Source organism: Marinifilum caeruleilacunae (assembly GCF_013141825.1).
GTDB classification, from domain to species: Bacteria; Bacteroidota; Bacteroidia; order Bacteroidales; family Marinifilaceae; genus Marinifilum; species Marinifilum caeruleilacunae.
Genome location: NZ_RZNH01000019.1, coordinates 71252 through 97373, shown reverse-complemented (window position 1 = coordinate 97373; position 26122 = coordinate 71252). Strand labels below are relative to the sequence as shown.

Sequence of the window (26122 nt, the reverse complement as noted above, 5' to 3'; positions counted from 1 at the left end):
ATGGTATCTGCAGCAAAAAATAACTGCTTCTCACCAATTTGCAAGATCCAGTTTTCAAGAGAAATCGGGTAATCCATCGTATTATACAGCTCGATATATTCAAATTCTGGCAAGCCTTGAGATGGACTTTCATCGGCCATAATTTCGTTAATTACCACATCGAAAGGATGAATTTCATGATAGRTTAAATTGACAATGGTATCCAGTGCATTCTCACATTCATCAGTTACTCCATTAATCTTTAACTGAAATGGAACTCCATCTGGAAAACGATTTTCAAATTTTAGCTCGACAGTTTGAGAGGCTATCAATCTAATTTCTTCCAGAACATTATTTGCAATACTGTAATTATCGCTTGAGAGTAAGGATTCTTCGCTGATGATTTCGTTAAACTGCAAGGAGATTCTATTTTCTGATACCAGTTTGGACGAAACTAGCACAGGCGCTTGATCGTCTAAATTATCGGTCTTTATAGAATTAGCTGCGCCGGGAGTTCCACCMTTCTCATTTGCACTTGCCGACCAATTTCCRGCAGTACTGCAGGTATTCAAGGGATCTATACGTTCGAGGCTCCAACCTCCATTGCTTTTCTCCCCCGATTGATWCCAACTGTCTGAATAAGTAATTTCATCGATTATTCGCTCTTGWGCTGAAATCAATCGAACTGTATTACCGGYATTTGTTAATCCACYAAAGTTCGAAAGGCTCACTACTTTTCCATAGTTCGAAAATGCTTCCCTGCCAGCATGTGAGCAGAGAATCAAATAAGAATTTGCCTTGATGGTATCTGCAGCAAAAAATAACTGCTTCTCACCAATTTGCAAGATCCAGTTTTCAAGAGAAATCGGGTAATCCATCGTATTATACAGCTCGATATATTCAAATTCTGGCAAGCCTTGAGATGGACTTTCATCAGCCATAATTTCGTTAATTACCACATCGGTAGCTTCTGCTGGTGCTAAATATTCAAATGCAATTCGCTGCGAATCTAAACTTGCACCATCTGTATCTGCAATTTGAGTGCATTCAATTTGGTATGTTCCTGTTAACAAATCGGTATCCATTAGCAGCAAAATTTCATGTTCTTCCTTCGCAATTAATGGCTGAAATGTGTTTATTTCTGCTCCATCCCGATTCATGCGAAAATTTCTAGTCGTAAGGTTTTGATCAGCATCCAAACCTTCTGAAAAAGCAATTAGAATGGAATCCTGCCCCTGAATTCGATAGGATTTAATAAATGGAGCAGTGTTTACTGTTTGCACATCGAAATTATCAAACCATAACTCGCCGGCTCGCGATGCGGTTTCGAAGTGATATTCCAATCCACAGTACAGTAATTCCGAATTTCTCTTAATTTCTGAATAAAATTCGCCTGCAGGATACCATTCATCACTCTTTCCACAACGATTGTAAGCCAAGATCCATTTCCCATCTGGATGGTAATCTATTTGTATGGCTACTGATTCTGCTTCATTCCAATTTAAATTTGTTCGCACTAATTCATCGATCTGCTCTTCTTCGCTCCTCCACATACTTAAAAAATCTGATGAACCTTTTAAATTGACTCCAACGGAATATTTGATAGCAGACTGTTCAGGATTTTGATGATCCATACACAAATGAAAAACAAAATAGTTGGAGGAACTTGGGTCCCAATCTCCATTTCGAATAACAAAACTCCAGCGAGTGACACCATTTTCTGCCTTCCATCCTTCCAATTTTTTCGAAATGTTACTACTCCCAAGCTGATTGCTTAAATTGTGCTTTAAGGACTTCTCTCCACGAATTGGTCGATAGGTTGAAATTGCCCAGTCATCAGCCATTAGAAAGGCATCCAATCCTCCGGTTTCAAAATCCTGAGATTGCTTCAAGAGCTGTTTTCCCATAAGTATTTTTGCAGTATCCTTACCCAAATCTGAAGCAACATGCAACTTGAAAGATTCGCTTCCATTAAAATTGATGTTTTGCAGTTTAGCAGTACCTCTTTTCAATTCCAAAACATTTTCATGGATTAATTCCCCATTAGTTTCAATCGCCTCCAGGCTGAAATTACCTGAGTAATCTTTATCAACATTCTGATAGCGATCGCAGGCAATCAATCTTAGGCTAAATTCATCCGTAGATTCCTGAAAAGACAAAGGTGATGATACAATCTGTAGCCGATTAGCAGCAATATCCAGGTAGCATATCTCAGAAATAAGAGCCTCACTCAAATTTTTAACTAAGCCAGAACTATTTACACCAGTCTTCCAACCAGAATTATTTTGCGGCACATAGGCCTGAAAAACTTTGTTATCGGGTAGTGCCGATTCTTTAAAAAAGATGGCCAACTCGTAATCTTCACTGCTTCCGGAATCAATTTGTACAATTCCTTTACTGGAATTAAATCTGATAAAATCCGATTCTATATCGGAGCTTATGGCCATTACTTCTCCATTTCTTTTGAGAATCGCTCCGGCGATGTGTTTTTTCCAATCAAAAGAATTTTGAAGCTCCTTCTTATAAAAAATGGCAGTATTTATAAGGGTTGGAAGGGCATCAAAGCTGGCAGAATCGCTTATCGTAAATTGAAGTACACCAACTGCGGTTTCCGGACTCACTGCCAAAGAACTTAATTGATGGTTCGAGATGATTTCACCAGCACGCAGCGATGAATTCCGATCGAGACTTGAAATATTAGCTGACAGAATGCTTTCAAAGCCTTCTGCCTCGGCCTGTATGGTAAAATTTTCAGCCTTGTTGTAGATTAAATCGGTCCAAATCAGTTTTCCATTAAGATAAGATTTGCTTAAACCCGAAGCAGATAGGAGCTCTCCTGTTCCCGCTGCCAGTTTTATACTTAAGTTTTGCTCGGAATTTATAGCTTCATTACCCAATTCGTCCACGAGTTCCATTCCCAGGCTAAATTCCCCATTAGGTCTCACCCATTTGGGAACATCAACAAATTTCATTTTTACTGCTTCTACATGGCAAAGCAATTGCGGACCGGTTATCTTATTGGCAAACATTGCTTGTAAGCCACTCTCCTTTTCCTCCACTTCCCAATTGGCACTCGATTCCTCAATTTCCAATTGTATGATTTCTCCATCAACGCACTTGCCCTCACGAAAATAGGCATATACAGAATACACAACAGATGTTTCACTCTGAACAATTGCTGCAGGATCTGCATCCCGAAAAAGAATATCAATTTGATTTTTGGAAAGTGCGAAACCAACATCTACTTCCTGACCATCTCTCATCACATAAAAACCAGCAAAACGTTCCTTAAAATTGCATTGATTACTAATACTCCCAAGTAGAGGTATTCTTTTTAGAACCGTTGGAGCCTCGTCATCGCCAGAGTCTTTAAGCTCAAATTCTAACAATTTAAAGGCATCTTTTTTTTGTATTCGCAAAGCGGATATAGTAAGATTATCGGCTTGCCATGTAGTAGCGACGGCTTCCGATTCAAAGGTATTTTCTACAAGAATATCAGAAGAAATAAGCGCTGGTAAGCTTAGGCCTTTAAGCATCAGTTGAAAAATGCCATGGCCTCGCAATTGCAAGTGATCAAAAAGCAGGCTTCCATTTTCCAATGGTTTTATCAGACCATTGTGCGATACCAGTTTTCCAATGCCCGACTGCAAGCTCAAAGTAATCTCTTCCGATTGATCGGTATCTAGATTGCCAAACTGATCTGTTGCAAGAACTTCAAACTGAAAGTGTTGATTTCTTACAATATGTTCCTGAAGATTGTTGATAACAAGTTGATTTGCCAAAACATCAATCGCATGCTTTTCAGAGCTGATATTCACATTGCCGGCATCAAAGGCAGATCCACTCTCATAAGTCACAAAGCCTTTGGCGTTTTTTTCAATGCTAATCTGAAAGCTTGATCCATCAATCTGCTCAACTCCCGAATTTAAATATGCCCGAAGCTCAAACTCCTGCCTTGCACCATTGGGAATAGACAATTGATCTTCTGCAAAATCAAAATACAAGGAATCTTTGCCAATACTCATCGATTGATAGTTTACAATCCCGCCATTGGAGTATAATCTCACTCCACCTAATTGGCTTTTCCAATTCAATCCTTTGTCTGGGTTTGGATTGTAAAAAGTCATTCGCGAAATTTTTGTAGGAAGTGCATCACGTGCTGCGGCAGTTTCATCAATTGTAAACCTAAAACAGGGTACTGCCAGATTTTCTTTATCAATATCAGGATGAATCACCTGTTTTTGAATCTGATTTCCTGGGATGATAATTTGGCTTAATTGGTCATTCCCGACAATAACAGGATCACCGTTAAGGAGAATATCATCGAAATACACTTTATTGCTCGATAAAGGATTATTGAGCCGAATTATAAGCACCAATTCCTTTCCGGATATTCCCTCAGATTTCGCCGTAAGACGTCCCCAATTCCCAATATTTTCCCCATTGGTAGAGAAAGCTTGCTCTGCTCCTCCATCAATTTTGTAGAAAAGTTTAATGTACTTTTTTCGATTGGTTGAAGAACCTGTTTCTGCCGCCAATACCGAAATTTCACAATTTGTAAAGGTCGATATATCTATCGCCTTACTTGTCCACACCGCTTCCCCATCACAATCCACAGCCTCAAATCTTCCGCCTCCTGTTTTTACTACCTTCACGTAATCAGAATCATCCGATAAAGTACATGATGAAACATCTAAAGTCCAATCGTTAATGTTACTTACATCACCACTAATTCCCCAATACCCTTTGTTCAGTTCATTTGCAAAATTCTTAGACCATATTTCATCAGCAAAGCTGTTCATACTTTCCAGTAATAGTAAGAGAATGAACAATTTCAGAGAAAGTATTTTTTTCATAGAAAATTAACTTTAACTTTGATTTGCTTTTTTTAGTAAAGAGCAATTTAACTATAATCAATTTTATTAACAAGGAATTAAAGCTTTATTATGTTATGAGAATAGCAGTTGTAGGAGCTACTGGTCTGGTAGGCCAGAAAATACTGGATGTTCTGGAAGAAAGAAATTTTCCGGTAAGCGATCTGTATCCGGTCGCAAGTGAAAGATCTGTAGGTAAGGAAGTTGCATTTAAAGGCAACAAGTACAAAGTAATCAGTATGGAAGATGCAATTCAAATAAAACCACAAATTGCAATTTTCTCGGCTGGTGGAAGTACATCATTAAAATGGGCTCCTGAATTTGCCAAAGTTGGCACTACTGTAGTCGATAATTCTTCGGCATGGAGAATGGATGAAAGCAAGAAATTGGTTGTTCCGGAGATCAATGCCTGTGAATTGACTAAAGAGGATAAAATTATTGCCAACCCAAATTGTTCAACAATTCAAATGGTTGTTGCATTGGCTCCTCTTCACAAAAAGTACAAAATTGAGCGTTTGGTGGTATCAACTTACCAATCGATTACCGGTACTGGAGTAAAGGCAGTACAACAGTTCGAAGATGAACGTGCAGGTCTTGATGGTGAGAAAGCATATCCACACGAGATTGATAAGAATTGTCTTCCGCATTGCGATGTATTTACAGATAATGGCTACACCAAGGAAGAGATGAAACTGGTGAATGAAACCAGGAAAATCTTAAAAGATGACAGCATTCGTGTAACTGCTACCGCGGTTCGTGTTCCTGTAGTTGGTGGACACAGCGAATCGGTAAATATCGAATTTGCCAACGATTTTGAGGTGGAAGAGCTAAAACAACTATTGAGCGAAACGGATGGTGTTATTGTTCAGGATAACCTGGATGAGAACGAATATCCAATGCCAAAATATTCGCACGAACGCGATGAAGTTTTCGTGGGTAGAATTCGCCGCGATTACTCGAATCCTAACAGTGTAAACATGTGGGTTGTGGCTGATAACCTAAGAAAAGGTGCCGCTACCAATGCTGTTCAGATTGCTGAATATTTAGCCAAACATGAGTTGGTATAAAAAATAAAAAAACCCGATGCAAAACATCGGGTTTTCTTTTTAATATGATTTAGTCCATTAAATTCGAATAATCCTGATATAGGAAGTCGTTGTATGGGAAACGTGCCGAGTGAATTTCACGAATTACACCATATACTTTTTCTCTAAACTCCTCAATATTCTGTTTCTCGATTGCTGAAATAAACAAACATGGGGTATCACCTTTTGCTATCCACATCTGTTTTAATTCATCCAGACTGTAATTCTCTCTTGTCTTAGGCAACAAATCATCCTCATCCTTTTTCACGTATGTGAAGGCATCAATTTTATTGAATACCAGGAATGTTGGCTTTTCACGATTGTCAATCTCAGTCATGGTTTCGTTTACCACTTTAATATGATCTTCGAAATTCGGATGCGAGATATCCACCACGTGAAGAATTACATCGGCTTCGCGAACCTCGTCTAAGGTAGACTTAAAAGATTCTACAAGGTGGTGAGGTAATTTTCGGATAAAACCTACCGTATCGGCCAACAAAAAAGGAACATTTTGAATCACCACTTTACGAACTGTTGTATCCAGGGTAGCAAAAAGTTTGTTTTCGGCAAACACTTCCGACTTACTCAACATATTCATGATGGTTGATTTGCCCACATTGGTATATCCTACCAGTGCTACACGAACCAATTTTCCACGATTTTTACGTTGAGTTGCTTTTTGCTTATCGATTTTCTTCAGATCCTGCTTCAGCTTGGCAATTTTATCCAAAATAATTCGGCGGTCGGTCTCAATCTGGGTTTCCCCCGGACCTCGCATACCAATACCACCTCGCTGACGCTCAAGGTGAGTCCACATTCGAGTCAATCGTGGTAACATATACTGATATTGAGCAAGTTCAACCTGAGTTTTCGCATGTGCAGTTTGCGCCCTGCTTGCAAAAATATCAAGAATCAAATTGGTTCTATCAAGAATCTTCCTCTTCAAAATTCTTTCCACATTTCGAAGTTGAGTAGGTGTTAGCTCATCGTCAAAAATCACCATACCAACGTCTTCGTTCGCTTCAAGATAATCTTGTATATCGTCAAGTTTTCCTGATCCCACAAAGGTTTTTGGGTTTGGATACTCTAACTTCTGAGTAAATCGCTTTACTGTTTTTGCACCAGCTGTTAAAGCCAGGAAATCCAATTCTGCCAAATACTCGTTCACATCTTGCTCAGTCATGTTTTTCGACTGATCGATCACTCCAATTAAAACCGCTTTTTCTTGCTCTTTTTTTGTTCTTAGATAGTCTCCCATTTATTTGCTTTAGGAATAACAACAGGCTTTCGCCTTGTTTCGATACTCAATTTACCAATTACACCTGCAAAAACATTCTGTATGTGCAAGATGAACTGTAAGGCAAAAATACACAATATTCTGCAATGCTAACTTTAAGGTACAAAAAAAGAGGTTTCGAAAATTCGAAACCTCTTATATAATAGTATAGTATTGATCTACTGTAATTGGAAGTTGATTGGTACAGTATAAGAAACCTTAACTGGTTTTCCACGCTGCTTACCTGGTTTCCATTTTGGCATTTGGTTGATTACACGAACCGCTTCTTTATCCAAAGATGGGTCAACTCCACGAACAACGCGAACTTGCTCAACACCTCCAATTTTGTTTACAACGAAGGTAACGAATACACGACCAGTAATACCATTCTCCTGTGCAATTACAGGATATTTGATTGATCTTGCAATCCACTTTTGTAGTTCAAGCTGTCCACCTGGGAATTCAGGCATATCCTCTACAATAACGAATACCTGAGCTTCATCTTCTTCTTCCTCTTCCTCTACTACCTGGATTTCAACTTCTTCATCCATATCAGCGTCAGAGTCTTCAATTTCAAGCTCATCTTCGATCTCTTCATCGTTATCCACGATTTCCAAAACCTCAGCTACTTTAGGTGCTGGTGGTGGTGGTGGTGGTGGCTTAATAGGTTCTTGTCTGGTAACAGGAATCATCTCCTCTTCAGCCTCCATCTCTTGCTGATCTTCCAAACCTGTAGCTTCCGAAGAATCTACACGCCATTCGAATGCAAGAAATACAAAGGCAAGAGTCAGTGCCAGACCAATCTCAAGAAAGAGACCTCTCTTATTTTCAAGATCTGCTTTAGGTGACTTCTTAACTTCCATAATCTTCTTTTAATTTTCTTTTAAATTCAGCGTTTAAAAGTAAGTTTTTCAATTTTATAATCAAAATTCTATTCTCAGTGAAAATATTCGAGGCATAAAGATATAAAAATAACGGGCAAATCATTTTCCTCAATCGTATTTTTTGATTTTCAACACTTAAGAACGATTAAACAGGTGATAATAATTATAAAGAATGCCCAATTTGAATATCGATAAACCCTCTGTAAATAAATCAACTATAAATTTAGTACATTTTTTTCTTTAAAGCCATTCTAAATTAGGTTTTTTAACGAAGAAGAGTGAAAAATCCATGTTGTCCGAACTCATCCTACCTATACACACACTATACATTGCTACCAATCAATTGTCTATTGACAAACAATTTTCGGACTAAAATAGATTCTCCACTCTTACTTCCCTTACGTATAAGAACGAAAAATGTTTGGATTCCATAAAAATTCATTATCAAGTAGTTTCGTGTATTTAATATTATTATATATTTGCAGGCGAATTCTTTATCAGAAATGATGCTGAAATTTGATTAGAGACTTAGCTGATTTCGATATCTATAGTGGAGCTTGAAGTGTTGGGTCAATTTTTATTTACGGGGGTTAGCTCATCCCGATAGTTATCGGGAGTCTAGAGCGTTTGGCCCGTTTTATTTTACGGGGGGTTAGCTCAGTTGGCTAGAGCGTTTGACTGGCAGTCAAAAGGTCACCGGTTCGATTCCGGTACTCTCCACCCTCAAATCAAGGCGGTTATGGCATTTATGTCGTGGCCGCTTTATCTTTTGCACTAACAAAAGTACTAACATTTGACTCTTAACTTTCTTAAAAAATTAATTTTAAAGATATTCATCAGCCCTTTTTCTCTTCACTATAGTTAGGTATTGCAATTTTCTGTTTAAACCTTCATCATTACAAATTGTAGTACAGTTAATTATTGGGTTACACTAAAGTTCACAAAATCTACACCGCTTGCTAACTAATTGATTTACATATAGTGTTTAATTTACATGATAACTAGTCAATTATTATTCTCAAAAAGAAGAATAAGCCAACAGTTTAAACACAGTAATTATAATCAGGAAATAGTGTGTACAGGTTTTCATAGCAATTAAGAGTTGTGGTTTTGCTATTTAAAGGTAGGGAAAATGGGAGGAAAGAGAACACCGTTGTTCTCTCAAATATTGCATGAGAAAACAACGGCTATATAAATTCACAAATGAATTTAGTGATCGAATATCAATCTTTTATACACCTTAAAGAAAATCCTATATCTCTAGAATCTTGCATGATAAAAACATCTATTCCATTCTTATTTAAACTATGACTCCAAGCTAATATATCTCCATGTTCACCTTTAGTACTAGTCCAAAAACAAGCCCTTTCTCCAAGCCCTTGAAATGGATTGTCAGGATTTGTCCAGCGACAACCTGCAGGTAATGCCGTAAAACCACTACTATTTGTTGCTCCTTCGTTTGGAGAATCCCAATGCAGTAGTCCCTCCTCCTTCATTTCTCCTCCCGCAACCATTTCGCCCCCAAGAGTTTCTTCTAACATTTTAAATTCTTCATCAGAAGGAACATGCCAACCTTCGGGACAAATATTTCTTTCATCATCTATCGCATAATAGTTATAAAGAGCTCCATATATATCAGCATTACTTTCGTCATTATCATAGTAACAATACGCACCTGAAGTATGATTTATCCAATTATCAACCGTAGGTATTGGATCTCCATTTCTGTAATGAGTAGTTTTTAAATTTTCTGCCATCCAAATTTGAGAACCTATTACAACAGTTTCATATTGATTTCCATCAACATCAGCTATAGTACCAGCAACTCCGATTTTCTTATTTAAGGTACATTGATTTTCATCTGTTATTGTTAAAGTATAAAAACCAACTTGTAAATTCTTTATATCTTGAGTGGATTCACCATTCGACCATGAATAATTGTACGGTGGAGTACCTCCACTAACTTCAATATTTATTTCTCCATCATCACCTGACAAGGTAGTATTGACAACCTCGATTTGTATTTCAATTGGCTCTGGCTCATTTATTTCTATTGTTTCTGAAACAGTAAATCCTAATTTATCTTCAACGGTTATAACATAACTTCCAGCTTCCAGATTAGAAATATCTTCAGAAGAACTGCCATTTGACCAGCTAATAACATAAGGGGTAACACCTCCTGTAATAGTCATATCTATTTCTCCATTACCACTTCCATTGCAGCTAATATCAGTTTTGACATATTCAAGATTAACAGGCTCCTGAACAGCAACTTCATCAACTACTTCACATTTATTGAAATCAACAATTGTTATTGAATAAATACCACTTGAAATATTAGATAAATTCTCAGTCGTTTCACCATTAGACCAAGTATAAGAATATGGACTTGTTCCTCCTGAAACTGTTGATTTAATCTCTCCATCTGATCCTCCTGGAGTGGTAACATGGGTTGCTAATAAATCTATGGCAAGAGGCATAGGTTCAGTAATAACTATATCTCTTTTATTCATCTTGTAGCCTTTGGCATCAGTAATGAATACATTGTAAGTTCCTGGAGATAATTCAGAAATATCTTTTGATGTTGCACCATTAGACCATAAATAAGAAAAAGGGGCGGTTCCCTCATTAATGGTTAAACTAATGCTACCATCTTCACTTCCATTACATGTAACATCCTTTACTAAAGCCTCTATATCAAAAGGTTTATGACTTATTAAATATTCTGAAATTTTAGTTTCAAAATCCGGAATGGATGCATTAAAACCAAGATCCATATATCTTTTTTCAAGGTTAGTTCTTATTTCACCAAGGTTTAATAACGAAGTTGAATTATATAATGACGATTTAATATCTTCGTTATTCAATATTCCATCTTCTCTTATATCTGAACTAATATTTGCAAGATTCTCTGTTAAGTCCGCAACAGAATAATTTCCCTGTAGAATTACTGAAATAGCCAGTAGGATCGCATTCGCATCATCATTTTTTGAAATATCCAAAATTTCTGAATTCTTTCTATTATTTGTAGTAAATCCAAAAATATTAAAGATTTCTTTTTGGGCAGAATCCTTTGCTACCTCAAAGGAATAATCATTTTCAATCAGATATTCAACCCTACTTTTTTCGAGATGAGTGATAACATTTACATTGATTGAAGATTTATCTTTAATATCTGATAGTGCATATAGGGTTAATGGCGAAACTGATTTATCCCCTTCTACTTCATTAAAATAATATCCATCTGCCTTAAATTGTACATATTGAGATGATAACTCGATATTTTTAATTTCAAATGATCCTTTATTATCAATTATCTGCGAATTAAAAACTTTTCCAGTTTGACTCATATGTTCATCCAATTCAGACATAGCAATAGATGTACCATTAATATATGGTCCCTTTTGAATATTTCCTGATACTTTTTCTTTAACAATATTAAAAACAGGACTTTCTCCTTCTTCATTATCGTCCTTGCTACAACCAACAAAAAGTGACACACACATCAAGTATACTAAGGTGCTTTTAAGAGTAGTTTTATTCATATTAAGCATAGTGTTGATTAGGTTACATTTTAAGTATTTAACAAAAATAACAAAATCTAATCATGATTTATCCTGTCAAGTTTGCCAAGTTGAAATCACTTAGTGTACAATAAACTTGTTAGATGACTTTTTAATGAATGGTGTATCGACAATCAGGTAATAGTGAGTATAGAATTTAATAGTAATTGGAGTTATTGTTTTGTTATTTAATGCTAGGGTAATTGGAGTGAGGATTTTAGAATAGTATAATGATGAGTGTTTATTTTCTTGGCCTATGTATTTATTATTTAAAATCATAGAATAAGGATACTAACCAAAAACAGCATACTAATAAAGGTACAATTCTATAATAGTATTTATTGCCAAATGAAAATCTAAAATACTTACTTTTGAAATCAACATTTGAAAATAGTTTCATTTCAAGATCCTCTTCTATATCCTTTAATCGCACTACATAAGACATATAATATCCATAAACTCTTATTTCATTATTAAATGTCATTAAAGATGTAATTATTCCCAAAAATGAAAGTAAGAATAGAAAGACTGGATTTTCCATCTTTTCCAGAAAAAAAATAGAGCCTAATCCTCCCTGAATAATTATAAAGATATTAGCTCCTTGCCTACGTAAATTCTCATAGTGCATACATATTTTATTAGCTTCTTCGTATTCTTTTAAAAGAACTTCTTTTTTGTTCATAATTTATTACATTTTTCTCTTTCCCTTACCAATTGTGCATAAGTTCGAATATTTATTTTCCTATCAAAATCTTTATGCTCTAACACATAAACGCCTATGTCTGATTTTAATGATGATTCAAGCTGTAATCCCTTCTTGTAGAATTCATCTTCAATTTCATCTGTAAAATAATCATAGAAATTTTCATTTGATGTCTGTGAGAGAACTTCATAAATAAACAAGCGAAATCTATGAGAATAATTTCCTGTTAAACCTGAAAATAATACTCCTTCCTTTGAATTCAACTCATCATATTCCTTTATAAAATCAACAATTCTATTTCGATCAACCACCCTTCTACCTGGATAGACACCTCTCGAAGTTTTATCCTTGAATAAATTACTCAATATAAAATAAACATTCTTGTAGGATTCAATTCGACAAGAAATTAAGTTGTTTAAATATGTAGCTTCAAACTCATACAAAGCCTTTCTCTTTTGCCATTTAACTGTTAAATAACTAATTAGACAAGCTAATATTGCTGAAAAGATAACTCCTGACGCACTTATTATTGCAATTAACACTTCTTTACTCATATTAATTTATTTTATACGTGCTTTAATTATTATTATTAAAATTCTCTATTTAGCTTATATATGTTAATACCAACAATTATTCAAAAAAGCTCCTAATATCACTTTTAATGATAAAACAAAAAGCTATTCAAAGATTCATTTTATATTTTCAATTGCTCTCTCAATTTTAATTATTACTCTCAGAGACGCTGACTTCTCTAATAAAACTCCAATCACCTTCTTCTTCAATTGGAATTATGGTATTGAAAGAGTCACTCGAAATAGTATTCTCTCCCAAATCTCTCAACTTAAATTTTCCATATATACAAGTTGATTCATCTAACTCATATTGCTGACTGCCAAAAACTTTCTTACCTGATTCTAAAAAGCCAGTAGCATATATCTTAATGGTCATTTTTATAACATCCTTTGAATTGTTTAATTCTTTGAAGGGTGATGTTGAATTAGGAACGTCAATCTCATGATCAACTGACCAATAATCAGTCACAGCGGGAAGGTAATCCTTATCTAATTTTAGTTCTGGCCAATTACTCCCCCAGCCCACATTATCATTAGGATTTCTTATAATATTTGTAACAATAAGGTATCCTTTCAAATTGATATTTAAAATCTTTAGACCTCTTTGTTGAACACCCAAACGGAACCGTAAATTTCTTATTCTTTTTCCGTTTTTTTCGATTACATATCGCTCAAGATAATCAGAAAACTTAAAATATCTACTTTTATCTTTATTTTCTAACAACTCTGAATTCCTTAGAATATCTTCTTTATCCAGACTTTTTAATTCATTAAGATTTTTCTTTGTCACTAGTTTTGGTCCTTGATCATAATTACCAGATAGATCTAAGCTTAACTCTTTTTTTTCCAAATTAAAGTAAGCTTTTCTCAATTTCCGTCTAAAAATCAATATTGCAATTAACGATACAATAAGTACTGTTATCGGCCATATTACAATTTCTAACATTTCCATTTTAACCATTCTTTGATTATGCTGTTCACTAAAATTATCAAAGTATTCTTCAAACCTTATAAATAACTTTGAACTTCTTATAAATCTATCAAAAACACATAAACAATCATACTGTAAAGCACATATTTAATTTTAACTATATAAACTTGAACCTTCACAAACATCCCATTTCACTACATTCCTTAAGTTTCTTCTTCTTAAAGCATTAATACAATTTATATAAGTTCTTAATTGTTAGTTTAATTTTTTTTAAACTTATAAAAGTGAACCTTTATGTTATATAATGACATCAAATTGTAGGTGATGCTATTTCTCAAGTTGAATATATAGTTTTTAATACTTTAGATTAAACTTCAATGACTCTTGTTTTATAAGCATGATGCTCCTCAAAGGACACATAGCCCAACTGATTGGTTAAGAATCTGGTATTATGCATTTCAAAATCCTCAACATTTACATGATGATGCCCAAATATCCAGTAATCAATATCATGAATTTCGATTAAATCTTCTTGTTCGGAAACAAAAGCATTGTTGATAGGGCTATTTTCATACTCTTCTGGATAAGAATTAAAAGTTGGCACATGATGAGTTGCTATCAGATTCACCTTTGATGTCGATTTCAATAAAGATTCCTCGATGAATTGCACAGCTTTTTTGTGCAGATCATTAAAATCTTCCGGAGAGAATCTCTCATCTCCATTTCTAATGGAAAAAAAATCAGACAGACCTCTCTTCACATTCTGACGATTCAACGGCCAGATTTTAGACCAAAGTGTAGAAAATATGAAATTAACATTCTCATGTTGAATGCTCACATTATTTACCAGGTAAACATTTTCATAAATCTTCTCATTCAGCACACCACTTCTGTCTTGAATATCCGATTTGTAATACTCATGATTACCCGGAACCCAATAGCTATACTTAAATTTTGAAGACAGATATTCAAAAAACCACATGTACTGATTCAGTATTGCAAAAGGGACAATATCTCCAGCCAAAATCAGAATATCCCCAACTGGTTCAATTGGATTTTCGATTAGAAAATTTTCATTCGCATTAAACTCCAAATGTAGGTCTGAGCAGTATTGTATGAGCATTTAATTAGTTTATTTCGATGTGTTGAATATCTCATTTTAGTAGAGATTTTTAATTACTAAAATCCTATTCTAAACTAATCAAATTTCGTTAGTAAACCTTAGCATCCAAGAAGTCCATTCATTTTTTAATTTAAAATTAACTGCCAAATCATCTCTCCAATTTAATGACATTCTATTTGGAATTTGGTGTAATCCTAGCGAAATCGAACAATATAATTAACTAACAAACTGATTTAATACACCTAACAAACTATCTCTCTTAAAATCACACTATTACAACCCAAGTTCACCTATTGATTTTTAGAAAATTCCCAGAACTATTATGTTTTAAAAATCCAACATTTTTATAAACCAAAAAAGAAGAGCTCTAAGCAATTATCTCCAAATACTAAATATGAGATTACCAAAAACTATAATAATTAGCTTAAATAACCCTCAAATCGCTTCAAAAACGCTTCTAATATTCCTTTCCCCTATATAAAAAATCAAATACCAAACGAAACAGGAAAAGATTCTACATGAACAACAAATCAAATCTCATCATGATTAGATTTATTAACATTTATGAAGATCCTTTATTACATTATATATTTATATATAATATTTATAAAAGGTATTTATAGGAGCTGAACCCCTTACAATTAAAGGCCTGCAGACGGTTTTTCTTCGCTAGGATTACACTTTTTCTTCGCTAGGATTACACCACCAAATCAGAACACCTCTGATTATCAGCGTATAAAGATTTTTCGAAATTTCGCTAGGATTACACTTTTTCTTCGCTAGGATTACACCAAACTATCTTTAATCAACAGCTTTTAAAGGAAGTTATCAACAACAAGTTCGATAATTTTTTCTCATCAATTCCTTTTCAATTCTCTAGAGTTTAAGTTTTAGATCTTGGTTTTGTGGTTTTGTGGTTTTGTGGTTTTGTGGTTTTGTTTATTTATTAATTAATAAACATATGAATTAATTAGTTTATTTTTTTACTAATTAATTAGGATACTTATTAGGAAGTTTATTAAATAATTTACGGATTTATGAACTAATTTATTTGTGAACTTATTAGTTCTCTAAAGATCATACTTCCAATAAAAAGAATCTAGAATAGATTACATCCAACTTGGTTTCTGCAACCATTATTCCTTTTCGACATGTTGATGTTTTTATAATACAAGAATTACCATTCTTAATGGTATTGAAATAAGCACCATAAAGCATGGCAAAAATTTCGCATTCTTAAGTTATTTCCTATCAAATTTTGCCTTTGAATACGCTTCTTTACACGCCTTTAAGTTCATGTTCATTTGTTTACTAGTATAAAATTTCACTAGCTTTTCTTTATTAATCATCCCAGTATATTCATCAACCTCAAAGTCCAAATAATAAACTGCTTTGTACGAAAACTCAATTCCTTCAAAAGTTCTTTTTACCACTTCCTGGAGTTCTTCAGTTGGTGTATTGTCTCTTCGTAGGATTGTTGTCATAGTTAAATATTATTTTATTTCGCAATATATTTTAATCAATACTAAAATAAAAATTCATTTACAGCGGCATATTGATTGTAAACATCTTATTAATATATGAATCCCCCCTTCTAAATTATTTTTGAATTTAATTTATGAGTACCTTCTCCAACTCCTCTATCATCTGTTCTTTAGGCTTAGTAAAATAGATCCCAGAATTACCCTCTTTTCGACACCCTCTTACATAAACATAGATAATACCTCCAAAGTGATCATTGTAATCAAAATCAGGCATGCAGTTTTTCAAATACAATTTTGTAGCAAGGGTATAAATCAAATATTGTAAGTGATAGTTACTTTCTTGCATAGCATGTTCCAGCTTATCTGGAGTATAATACTCTAATGAGTTACCAAGATAATTTGATTTCCAATCCAGAATGTAGAATTTACCATTGTGTTCAAATAATAAATCGATAAAACCAGTCATCATTCCTTGAATATCTCCTTCTCTTTCCAAATTAATATGAGGAACCAGGCGATGTAGTTTTCCTGTTGAAAAATCATTCATCTTAAAATTGAATTCCATTTCCGGAAGTTTGTTATTTTCCTGAATATGTGACAATACAAAAGGATTTTCTGAAGGTATCTCTGTACTAAGAACATGAGATAACATTTCTGAAATCTTAATTTCCAGATCAACATCACCTAAACCAAAGACTGATTTATATCGGTTCAATCCTTTTGAAATAGCAAGGCTAAAATCATCACCTGTAAAGTCTGAATTTTCAAAAAGGTAATGCATAAAATTTCCTGCCATTGCTCCCTTTGGAAACTCATCAAAAATAAATCGATCATATTCATCAATAAGCTCAATTCGTTCCGGCTTATCGTGGGGTTCATATTTTGAGAGCATGCTAAAGCTATAATTACTCCATTTGCTTTCTATATCCGAACCAGAGAAACTTTTTGGAGTTTTATCTACCTCTTCATTTTTTTCGTTATAACGCCGTTTATCACGTTCAAGATTTATCTTATATGCAAAATAATTCTTTGATATAGCTCCATCAATAAATTCCTTTATCCCGCATTTGTCCTTAGACTTATGTAGGATGACACCCATATAAACCGCTCTGGTCAAAGCAACATAAATTAAACGTCTATTCTCTCTCTCAGCCTGTTCCGAATACAATCGACGAGCTTTGTCTACTACCTCTGCAGAAAAACAATATTGGTTAAGTTCAGGATCTTTGTATTCTATAAAATCCCATCTGTTGTTGTGCTCCGATTTTAAATCCAGATACGGAGCAATAACAATATTATAGGCCAAACCTTTACTTTTATGAATGGTTACAATTTTAACGGCATCCTCGTCGTTTTCTAATCTTTGAGTAAATTCACCAATTTCTTCTGCCCCGGAAATGGCAAACTCCAACCAATGAATCAGCGCTTTAGGAGAAGATTTGGATTGATTCTCCTTATTATGAAGAATCTCATTGATTTGCAACAGGTTGGTAATAATTCGTTCGGCATCTGTAGGAATTCTTGTTTGAATATGGTCCAAGGTATTGTATCTGCCCATAAAACGATTAATGGCACTAAAAACTCCCTTGCTAGTCCAGGTTTGATTAAGTTCTCTAAAGAATTCTATATCCGCTTCGATATCCAACTTTAACAAATCATCCTTTGTTTTATTGGTCAGATAAGTTAATAAAACTCTATTGATCGTATTGGTATTTGGCTCAAACATGGCCTTTAGTAAATACAGCAACAATATGCTTTGTTCACTTTCCATTACACGGCTATCATCAATGGTTATGGCGGGAATCCCAAATTTATTGAGTTCATTTTTTATTTCTGTCCCTTTACTATTTGCCCGAACCAGTATACCAATATCCGAAGGCTTAACCTTTCTTCCTTCAATTTGATAATTCTCAAGCAATAGATCTTTTACCTGATTAACCGTCTGCTCTATAAGTTCACCATTATTTTTACAATCATAAATCGAAAGAGGATCGACAATATCATCTTCTTTTTCAATCTCTTTTAAATCTTTTCCTGCACTTACAATCTCATAGTCAATTCTTTCATCGTAAAATGGGTTATCAATGCTGGTAAATAATTTGTTCATTGCGTTATTATATGCTTCTGTAGAACGGTAGTTTTTACTCATTGTATAGGAGGCATCCACTTTTGTAGCCGCTTCAAGGTAGGTATCTAAATCAGTTCCCTTAAAACTGTAGATGGACTGCTTTGGATCACCTATATAAAACAGAATAGAATGTTGATTAAAGAAGGTATCGAATATTTCATACTGTTTCTGATCGGTATCCTGAAACTCATCAATAAAAACCGCTTTGTATTTTTTCCTAACAGCCGCTTGCAACGATTCTGATGGAATGGTCTGATGTAACTTATTGATCAAATCATCAAAAGAAAAAAGGCCTTGCTCCTTTTTCTTATTTTGGATTTCAGCATCGCAATAAGCTATAGCTTCTCCATAAAGAAAATTGATGCAGCTTTGTCCTATTTCATTATTTGCATTTTCTAACTCATCAACTTCAATGGCCAACTGAAGCAGATTAGGGAATTTTTTCTGAGTATACCCTTTATCTTGTTTTTCTATTAGTGTTTGTCTAAAAGCATCAGCATCCTCAAGCAAATGTCCAAATGCATTAAAGGCATATCCTTTCTCTCCAATATTACTCAAGGTTCGTTCTGGTGAATTTGAAAACTCATTGTTAAACTGATCCAAAGCCTTCTGACATTTCTCCTCATTCTTTTCCTTCCTAGACCAATAGACATCAACAGAACAATCAGTATTATAAATAAATAACTTACCCCTTTTTGCCATTGACACCACATTGACCAATTGATTTTTTGACAAACCATTCTTAAGCAAAAAAGTCAATAAATCACTATCCAAGGTGGTGATTTGCTGCCTCCAATATTCTCCAGCTACTTCGTTTATTAAAACAGCCTCATCTTCTATTACATCACTATTAAAAGCCTGTCCTGTTTCAAAAGCAAATTCAGATAAAGTTTTCTGACAAAAACTATGGATAGTAAAAATCGATGTTTCATCCAATTGCCTCCTAGCTTTCATTAGGAGTGCCAAGACCTCTTCTTTGCCAAATTGTTTAATCCCATTATCAACAATTGTCCTTATCGATTCATCAATTTCAACACCTTGACTTGTATAAGAATAAGCTTCTCTAATAAATTTACGAATCCGAACTTCCAACTCAGCAACCGCTGCCTTGGTAAAGGTAACCATTAAGATTTCCTTTAGCTCGATTCCCTTTTCCACAACCAAACGAATCACCAAAATAGCAATAGAGTAGGTTTTGCCTGTTCCAGCACTGGCTTCAATTAAGTTAGAGCCTTTTAAGGCTACCTTTATTACATCAAATTTAGTTTTAGCCATGCTTATAGTGTTGAGATTAGGGTGCTTAATTTACAGAACAATATTTCACTTAATTGAAAGAGTATATCTTGCATTCGATCTAACTTCTTTTTATGAGCTTTGCCTAATGAATCTTTATCCGATAATAGAAATTCAAAATATCCTAATGAAGCTTCTTTGACAATGTATTCACTCGGGTATCTATCACAAATATTTATTAATGCATTTTGAATTGCGATATCTTTTTCAACAATTTTTCTGTCGTGATACAATTGATGAATCAATAATAATCCAGCCTGGGGAGTAAAAGGTATAATTTCATTATGCCCTTGCTTATAAATGGTTAGTAATTGCTCTAAAATTTCTTTCGATTCTTCAACACTAATAAAATCTTCATTTAATGAGAATTTATAGTCATTACTGATAAATATTGATTTGGCGCTCGTATTGGTCACCTTATAGGCCAAATGCTTAATGAATAATTCTACTAAATATTTTGGCTGACTATTTACTCCTGATACATTATAATGCAAATGAGCTTCCCCGAAAATATTTGAGATTTTACCTCTTAACACACTATCGCCAATTTTTAAGGCGATGGCTTCTTCTAAAGGCTTTCCATTCACATGTTTTAAATACTCAACTTTCAAACTTTCAATAGCTTCTTTCTCTAAACTGATTTCTGCTTCAGCCATATTGGCTAACTGGATTAAACCATCATTTTTTCTTCGTTTGAGATAATGTTCTTCATTTTCAACCGCCAATTGAACCAGTTCATTTTTTAACGACCACTTTTGAAGATGATCCAATTCAAATGGCTCTTCTTCAGGCAATAGTATCGCGTCGTCTGAATAATAAATTTGTAAAGTCTTATTGTAATACCATTTAAAAGGATCCTTATAAAAACTGATTAGATCATTCAAACTAATTTCATCGAAACTAAGATCAGTCTCTTCCTTCGTTAAATTTGCAGAAAGTACTTCTGAAGTTTCCGTTTCGACTGTCTGCCCTAGATAGGTAAAAAACTTTTGTCCTACAAAATACTGTTTACTGGAAGCATGCAAAGGGTGTTTATACTTGATTTTATCCTCAAACCAGTCCTTTTTACCAGTTCCTGAAATAATGTAATCTTCCAATTCTTCAATCAACAAAGAAGGAGGAATTTCGGAATTATCTTTAATGCTCGAACCAATATAACTAAAGTAGAGCTGTTCTTTTGCGGATAAAATGGTTTCTAAAAACAAGTGTTTATCATTGTCCTTTATGTTTCGATCGTTCTCCATGGGTTGAATGGCCATTAGGTCGAAACCTAAAGCTTTTTGCTTACGCGGAAATTCATCGGAATTTAAGCCCAAGACCGCAATATGCTTAAAAGGTATAGATCGCACCGACATCATTGAGCTGAAGGTTACCAATCCACTTGCATAAACACTGTTAATGGTTTCTGAGTTCAGCAGATTCATTAATCCCTCCTGGAATACTCGGAAGGAGATGTTTTCTTCCATATCAATGGTGATCGAGCTTAAATTTTCTAATTTCTTATAGATATAATCCAACTCATCATCGTATATCTCATCCAGATCGAACAAATTAGGAAATACATGATTTAACAAGTAGTCTTTCCATTCTTCAACGGATTTTTCACCTTGGGAGTGTTCATATAAAGCAAATATTGTCTCAGCAAATGCTTTGATTTTAAAAATGCTTAAGGCCTCGTTAGCTTCCAATGAATCACAGGGAAATAACTCCGTATCATCTAGTTTATATTCAGCACCTCCTTTTAACGCGTAACCTAACACAAGTTTCTTGATTCCATGCTTCCAACTAAACAAGTAAGTATCATCATCTATACTTCCTTCAATACCATAACGAATATTGGCATCGGCAATGATTTCCCGTATCAATTCTACATCCGTTATGCCAAAACGTTTTCGGACAGCCTTAAAATCAAACATCTGCAATACATTCTCAGCTTTAAAATTAGAGTGATGCAGATTTATGAATATATCCAAAGCTTTAATCAAAGAATCTCCCTCCGAATAAGACTGGTCGCAAATCAAGTAAGGAATCTTCTTTGGAGCATTATCAAACACCGCTTTAATCAGAGGTGCATAAAGATTTACATCCGTCATTTGAACTGACACATCGGCTCCCTTAAGTTCCGGATTCTTCTCAAATTCATGTAAAAGATGGTTATAAAGTGCTTCTACCTCGCGCACGGGTGTATAGGACGAAGCAATTTGTATGGATGTATCCAGAATAGATGTATCGTATGATCGTATTCCAATCTGGGTATTATTCAAAATGTCATTCTGAATAGTTGCCAACAAACTAATATCTTCGGCCTCCTTATAATATCGTTGGGCCTTTTCCATTGGAAGTAATTGATGTAAATTAACATTCACACCTTTACAACTTCCCAATAAATCATTTTCGTGGTTTGATGCCAAATTCTGATACCAATCCGCACCTTTTGCAGGACTCGTTAGGTAAATGTGTACATCGATAGTAAATGCCAATTTCTGGTAAACCTCCCAATGATAATTAGACAGAATGGCAATTCCGAAAAGGTGGATTTCAGGATGATTCTGTTTTAATTTGTTTTGAAAATCCTCAGATTCCAGTTTTTGCAATAAACCTTGCTTTAGTTGAAGTTGATCGTATTTTCCTTTGCTTTCTGATTTCAATTTTTGCCAAAGCCACTTCTGCCATCTTTCCTGTTTGTTGAAATCATCATCAAAAGTTGTATCAATCTCTATATTATCATTCCAAGCTGCGATTATATTGGGACGGTAAACCTGATATTGATCGAACAAATCAGCAATTTTCCCTGCCAATTGAATCCGTTTAATATCATCTTCTGCATAATAATTAGAAACTTTTGGAAATTGCGTTACAAAATCTGCATCTTTCAAATAAATAAAAACTTTCCACTTTATATTTTCGGTTGAAAAATAACTATTCCCATAATTGATTAACAGTTGGTTTACGTTACCAATAAATCCATCTGGACTATAAAATTCATAATTGGCAAAAATTTTATTTTTTGAGGTCGTTTCTTTTACCAACCACTTTTGTATACCTTCTGCTTGTACAATAATTTGCGAAACCTGGTTCCAACTTGTTTTGTTCTTTATCTTTTCACTAAAAATAGCTGATAGTTCCTCAATCCTGTTTGATGAATATAAATGTAATGCCATTTTTATTTGCTTTGTGTTTTATTAAAACGATTAGTGATTCCAGAAGCTCTTTCAACTTGCCTAACTACGCCAGCTTTTAATACTTCATTAGAGGAAAAAATAATGGCTCGCTGTTTAGCCCTGGTAATAGCAGTATAAATTAACTCACGGGTTAGCAAAGGCGTATTTTCATCGTCTGGTAAAACAATCCCCACATGCTCAAACTCCGATCCCTGACTTTTATGAATTGTCATTGCAAAAACGGTTGTGAACTCCGATAAATAGGTGGTTGGAATGGCCCTATAGCCTGATTCATCATCTCCATCTTCGAAATAGGCCATCAACTTATCCCTTGATACATCTTTCCTGATTAGGCCAATATCACCATTAAATAAGTTGTGCTCTTTATTATTCTTTGTTATCATGATGGGCTGATTTTCGAAAAAGGTGCTTGAAGGATTTAAGCACCCCTCATTTTCCAGGTAAGAACCAATCAAACTATTGTAATGCTGCACACCATATCTTCCTGAACGAATGGCACATAAAAACCGAACCTGGTTTAATTTCATTAAAGCTTGTACTATATCTTCCTCTTTAATGTAAGCTTTAAATCCATTCATCAAATCAGTTAAGTCTGTCGATTCATAATCATTGCAAACTTTTACATATTGACCTTCCTGAGATACTGGTTTGGTGATTAATTCATCTGTTAAAGAACCATTAATAACAGCATGACTAAACTCACCAATCCCTTCTGTACTTTTAAATCGCCAGCTTTTTTTTAATTCAATTATATGCTGCTGCAGTTTATTATTCATTGCTTCCTGTAGCAAATCATCTTGATCTAATCCTGCATCTGCTTCAGTAATGTAGCTGTTGATTAGCTCAACTCGCTCCATACTCAATTTGTTCATCTTGTCTTTCTGAGTTAAACAGATGTCTCCAAAAATACTACCTGCCTCAACCGAAGCCAACTGGTCTTTATCTCCAAGCATGATTAGTTTTGAGGTGGGTTTTATCGCATTCAATAACTTTGCCATCATACTTGCCCCGATCATACTACTCTCATCTACAATAAGCACATCATAATCAAGGGGATTATTCTCATCATGCTTAAAATAATGAGTGCCTGGCTGATATCCCAACAGTCGATGCAATGTACTTGCAGTAAGCTTAGTGAAGCTTTGCATATCATCATTCAGCTCTCGTATGAGCCTATTGCCACTCTCTCCTCGAATAACAGCAGCCATTAAGGATTCTTTCATGCGTGCCGCTGCTTTTCCCGTAGGCGCTGCAAGTGCTATTTTTATATCTGGTTTAATGTTGTATAAAATGGCCAATAGTTTAGCTACTGCAGTTGTCTTTCCAGTTCCCGGTCCTCCCGTAATAATGGAAAAATTAGAAAGCATGCCCGTTATAGCGCCAACCAATTGCCAATTAATATTCTCTTCCTTACTGAACTCTTTATAAACCTTGTGGTCCGAAAACAAATCAAGAATAAAATCTCTATGATTTAGCAAGAGTTCTTCATTAAAATCAGAATCATTTTCACAAGCAATCATCTGCTCAATCTTTTCAATGATTTCTGTTTCGTAACTATAATAGCGATGCAAATAAAAGTTACCATCATGCAGAATAAAAGGTTGTATTTCCCCTGCTTTTTCACTCACAAAGTGACTTCTCTTTAATGCATCAATATCAATAGGTTTAAGAGAACCTTCATTCCTTTCTATTTGAGCCAGCTTACTATTGAAGTCTTCTATATTTATACAAGTATGTCCTTCTTCCAGTTTCTTTGAAACTAAATAAGCTGCGGTCTCCAGCATTTCATCCTTAAAGAAGGAGGCAAACTCTTTGTGAACATCTATTGTGTGAGGCATATGCAATTCATTTCTTATGTGAAGAGATTAAAAATACTGATTTAACATTAACAATTAGATTTTATCATACTTTTTTTTAACATTGCATCTTATTTATTTAAATTAATTCAGATGCTTGCATGGCATCAAAATGGCTTCGATAAAAAATAGAATACAAGTCTAGATTTGATTAGTTAAAGGCTGGTATATAGTCTTTCAGATTTTATATCTGATAATAATGAAACTCTATATCCTTTTTAATTTTTTCCAGGTCAGAAAATCGATGTCCGCCAGATTCAAATACTTCCACACTTCTTTTATCCTGAAAAAAATCTATGGTATCCTTGCAGTCAATAACATCATCATCCTTATTCACAAAAATACTGAGTGAAGTACTGCCTATTTCATTGACTCTGAATTTATCAAGTTTTTGAATATTTGCTTTCCAATGATGGTAGTCCGTTTTATTTAATTCACCCTTTTGCAATTCCAAAAGATTTGTGAGCTGTTTAATGGGATTAGTCACCGGATTCAATAAAACGGCCTTCACTTTATATTTACAGGCAAAATATAAAGCCAGGTAGCCCCCAAGTGAGCAACCAATGAACATGGTATTCTCATCTAATTCAATTCCATGCAAAAGTTGATCAATTGTATCAAAATTGGAACTATCATAAGTTGGTGAGTAAATTGGAACATCAGGAAAGAGAGTTTTCAGTTTATTGTATTTTTCTCCTTCTCCCCTTGAATTGAATCCGTGAATGTAAAGCATCATTTTGTTTATCGTTTTGGATAGTATTGTAACTCTTCTTCTAAATCGAAGCAAAGACCTAAAAGTTTCTCCTTGCTATACAGACAGTCTATGTAGCAATCTTCATCTTTTGGCAGTTGAGGATTTCGAAATTCCAATTCGAAATGAATTCTGATTTTGTACTGTTTTTCTTCCATACCCAAGTACTGAAAAACCATATTGGGTTCGGTAAAGCACAAGCAGTCCATTGTGCAATTGTCGTTCGATAAATCATGCATCCATTCAATTAATTCATCTACCTCCCAGGTTAGCAATGCTGGATCTGTTTTTTGCCAGGCACCACATAAACCATCCACACGAATCTTAATCTGTAGCCAATTGGCATCATAGCTTTTCTCGTTTTTGATATCAGGAAATTGATATCCCAAAATATTGATTGCAACGGACTGATTCTTTCTTCCTTTAATTACCATGAGC

General features: G+C 34.5%; 15 protein-coding genes and 1 tRNA gene. 2 read left to right on the top strand and 14 right to left on the bottom strand.

From position 1 onward, the window contains the following. A partial coding sequence (locus ELS83_RS12390; RefSeq protein ID WP_171595874.1) for a lamin tail domain-containing protein occupies window positions 1–4835 on the bottom strand: 4835 nt, incomplete at its 3' end. A 95-nt stretch (window positions 4836–4930) separates the two neighbouring features. Here ELS83_RS12390 and ELS83_RS12385 point away from each other — a divergent pair. Continuing rightward, complete coding sequence (locus ELS83_RS12385) at window positions 4931–5920, top strand: aspartate-semialdehyde dehydrogenase (RefSeq protein WP_171595873.1); 990 nt, start codon at window positions 4931–4933, stop codon at window positions 5918–5920. A 49-nt stretch (window positions 5921–5969) separates the two neighbouring features. On the opposite strand, the gene hflX is transcribed toward ELS83_RS12385, so the two are convergent. Then, on the bottom strand, window positions 5970–7196 hold the full coding sequence (gene hflX, locus ELS83_RS12380) for a GTPase HflX (RefSeq protein ID WP_171595872.1): 1227 nt from the start codon (window positions 7194–7196) through the stop codon (window positions 5970–5972). A 197-nt stretch (window positions 7197–7393) separates the two neighbouring features. Then, window positions 7394–8077, bottom strand: coding sequence for an energy transducer TonB (locus ELS83_RS12375; RefSeq protein WP_171595871.1), 684 nt, complete (start codon window positions 8075–8077; stop codon window positions 7394–7396). A gap of 667 nt (window positions 8078–8744) precedes the next feature. On the opposite strand from ELS83_RS12375, the gene ELS83_RS12370 reads away from it, so the two are divergent. Further along, window positions 8745–8818, top strand: a tRNA-Ala gene (locus ELS83_RS12370). Between the two features lie 503 nt (window positions 8819–9321). Here the strand turns inward: ELS83_RS12370 and ELS83_RS12365 are convergent. From ELS83_RS12365 to ELS83_RS12315, 11 genes are all read right to left on the bottom strand, one after another. After that, window positions 9322–11643 (bottom strand): FISUMP domain-containing protein, encoded by a 2322-nt coding sequence (locus tag ELS83_RS12365; RefSeq protein WP_171595870.1) that lies wholly within the window; start codon window positions 11641–11643, stop codon window positions 9322–9324. A gap of 283 nt (window positions 11644–11926) precedes the next feature. Next, window positions 11927–12343, bottom strand: a complete 417-nt coding sequence (locus tag ELS83_RS12360; RefSeq protein ID WP_171595869.1) for a RipA family octameric membrane protein — start codon at window positions 12341–12343, stop codon at window positions 11927–11929. Continuing rightward, the gene (locus tag ELS83_RS12355) at window positions 12340–12918 is read right to left on the bottom strand and encodes a hypothetical protein (RefSeq protein WP_171595868.1); all 579 of its coding nucleotides are present in this window, start codon (window positions 12916–12918) and stop codon (window positions 12340–12342) included. The genes ELS83_RS12360 and ELS83_RS12355 overlap by 4 nt, the downstream gene beginning before the upstream one ends. Before the next feature lie 166 nt (window positions 12919–13084). Continuing rightward, window positions 13085–13888, bottom strand: a complete 804-nt coding sequence (locus tag ELS83_RS12350; protein WP_171595867.1) for a hypothetical protein — start codon at window positions 13886–13888, stop codon at window positions 13085–13087. Window positions 13889–14234: 346 nt separating this feature from the next. Continuing rightward, window positions 14235–14990: a metallophosphoesterase gene (locus ELS83_RS12345; RefSeq protein ID WP_171595866.1), complete on the bottom strand. Its 756-nt coding sequence runs from the start codon at window positions 14988–14990 to the stop codon at window positions 14235–14237. Between the two features lie 1241 nt (window positions 14991–16231). Then, window positions 16232–16474, bottom strand: a complete 243-nt coding sequence (locus ELS83_RS12340; RefSeq protein WP_171595865.1) for a hypothetical protein — start codon at window positions 16472–16474, stop codon at window positions 16232–16234. Between the two features lie 127 nt (window positions 16475–16601). Next, window positions 16602–19877 (bottom strand): UvrD-helicase domain-containing protein, encoded by a 3276-nt coding sequence (locus ELS83_RS12335; protein ID WP_171595864.1) that lies wholly within the window; start codon window positions 19875–19877, stop codon window positions 16602–16604. A 2-nt stretch (window positions 19878–19879) separates the two neighbouring features. Beyond that, window positions 19880–23056, bottom strand: coding sequence for an exodeoxyribonuclease V subunit gamma (locus ELS83_RS12330; RefSeq protein ID WP_171595863.1), 3177 nt, complete (start codon window positions 23054–23056; stop codon window positions 19880–19882). Window positions 23057–23058: 2 nt separating this feature from the next. Further along, window positions 23059–24915, bottom strand: coding sequence for an exodeoxyribonuclease V subunit alpha (gene recD, locus ELS83_RS12325; protein ID WP_171595862.1), 1857 nt, complete (start codon window positions 24913–24915; stop codon window positions 23059–23061). A gap of 202 nt (window positions 24916–25117) precedes the next feature. After that, window positions 25118–25669, bottom strand: a complete 552-nt coding sequence (locus ELS83_RS12320) for a YqiA/YcfP family alpha/beta fold hydrolase (protein ID WP_171595861.1) — start codon at window positions 25667–25669, stop codon at window positions 25118–25120. 5 nt (window positions 25670–25674) lie between these two features. Continuing rightward, window positions 25675–26118 (bottom strand): WapI family immunity protein, encoded by a 444-nt coding sequence (locus ELS83_RS12315; RefSeq protein WP_171595860.1) that lies wholly within the window; start codon window positions 26116–26118, stop codon window positions 25675–25677. Between the last annotated feature and the right edge of the window lie 4 nt (window positions 26119–26122).

What these genes read in the sequence shown, in the direction of transcription:
- ELS83_RS12315 (WP_171595860.1), bottom strand. Translation starts at nt 26,118, where the DNA reads ATGGTAATTAAAGGAAGAAAGAATCAGTCCGTTGCAATCAATATTTTG.
- hflX (WP_171595872.1), bottom strand. Translation starts at nt 7,196, where the DNA reads ATGGGAGACTATCTAAGAACAAAAAAAGAGCAAGAAAAAGCGGTTTTA.
- ELS83_RS12335 (WP_171595864.1), bottom strand. Translation starts at nt 19,877, where the DNA reads ATGGCTAAAACTAAATTTGATGTAATAAAGGTAGCCTTAAAAGGCTCT.
- ELS83_RS12330 (WP_171595863.1), bottom strand. Translation starts at nt 23,056, where the DNA reads ATGGCATTACATTTATATTCATCAAACAGGATTGAGGAACTATCAGCT.
- ELS83_RS12340 (WP_171595865.1), bottom strand. Translation starts at nt 16,474, where the DNA reads ATGACAACAATCCTACGAAGAGACAATACACCAACTGAAGAACTCCAG.
- ELS83_RS12385 (WP_171595873.1), top strand. Translation starts at nt 4,931, where the DNA reads ATGAGAATAGCAGTTGTAGGAGCTACTGGTCTGGTAGGCCAGAAAATA.
- ELS83_RS12345 (WP_171595866.1), bottom strand. Translation starts at nt 14,990, where the DNA reads ATGCTCATACAATACTGCTCAGACCTACATTTGGAGTTTAATGCGAAT.
- ELS83_RS12375 (WP_171595871.1), bottom strand. Translation starts at nt 8,077, where the DNA reads ATGGAAGTTAAGAAGTCACCTAAAGCAGATCTTGAAAATAAGAGAGGT.
- ELS83_RS12360 (WP_171595869.1), bottom strand. Translation starts at nt 12,343, where the DNA reads ATGAACAAAAAAGAAGTTCTTTTAAAAGAATACGAAGAAGCTAATAAA.
- ELS83_RS12355 (WP_171595868.1), bottom strand. Translation starts at nt 12,918, where the DNA reads ATGAGTAAAGAAGTGTTAATTGCAATAATAAGTGCGTCAGGAGTTATC.
- ELS83_RS12350 (WP_171595867.1), bottom strand. Translation starts at nt 13,888, where the DNA reads ATGGAAATGTTAGAAATTGTAATATGGCCGATAACAGTACTTATTGTA.
- ELS83_RS12320 (WP_171595861.1), bottom strand. Translation starts at nt 25,669, where the DNA reads ATGATGCTTTACATTCACGGATTCAATTCAAGGGGAGAAGGAGAAAAA.
- recD (WP_171595862.1), bottom strand. Translation starts at nt 24,915, where the DNA reads ATGCCTCACACAATAGATGTTCACAAAGAGTTTGCCTCCTTCTTTAAG.
- ELS83_RS12365 (WP_171595870.1), bottom strand. Translation starts at nt 11,643, where the DNA reads ATGAATAAAACTACTCTTAAAAGCACCTTAGTATACTTGATGTGTGTG.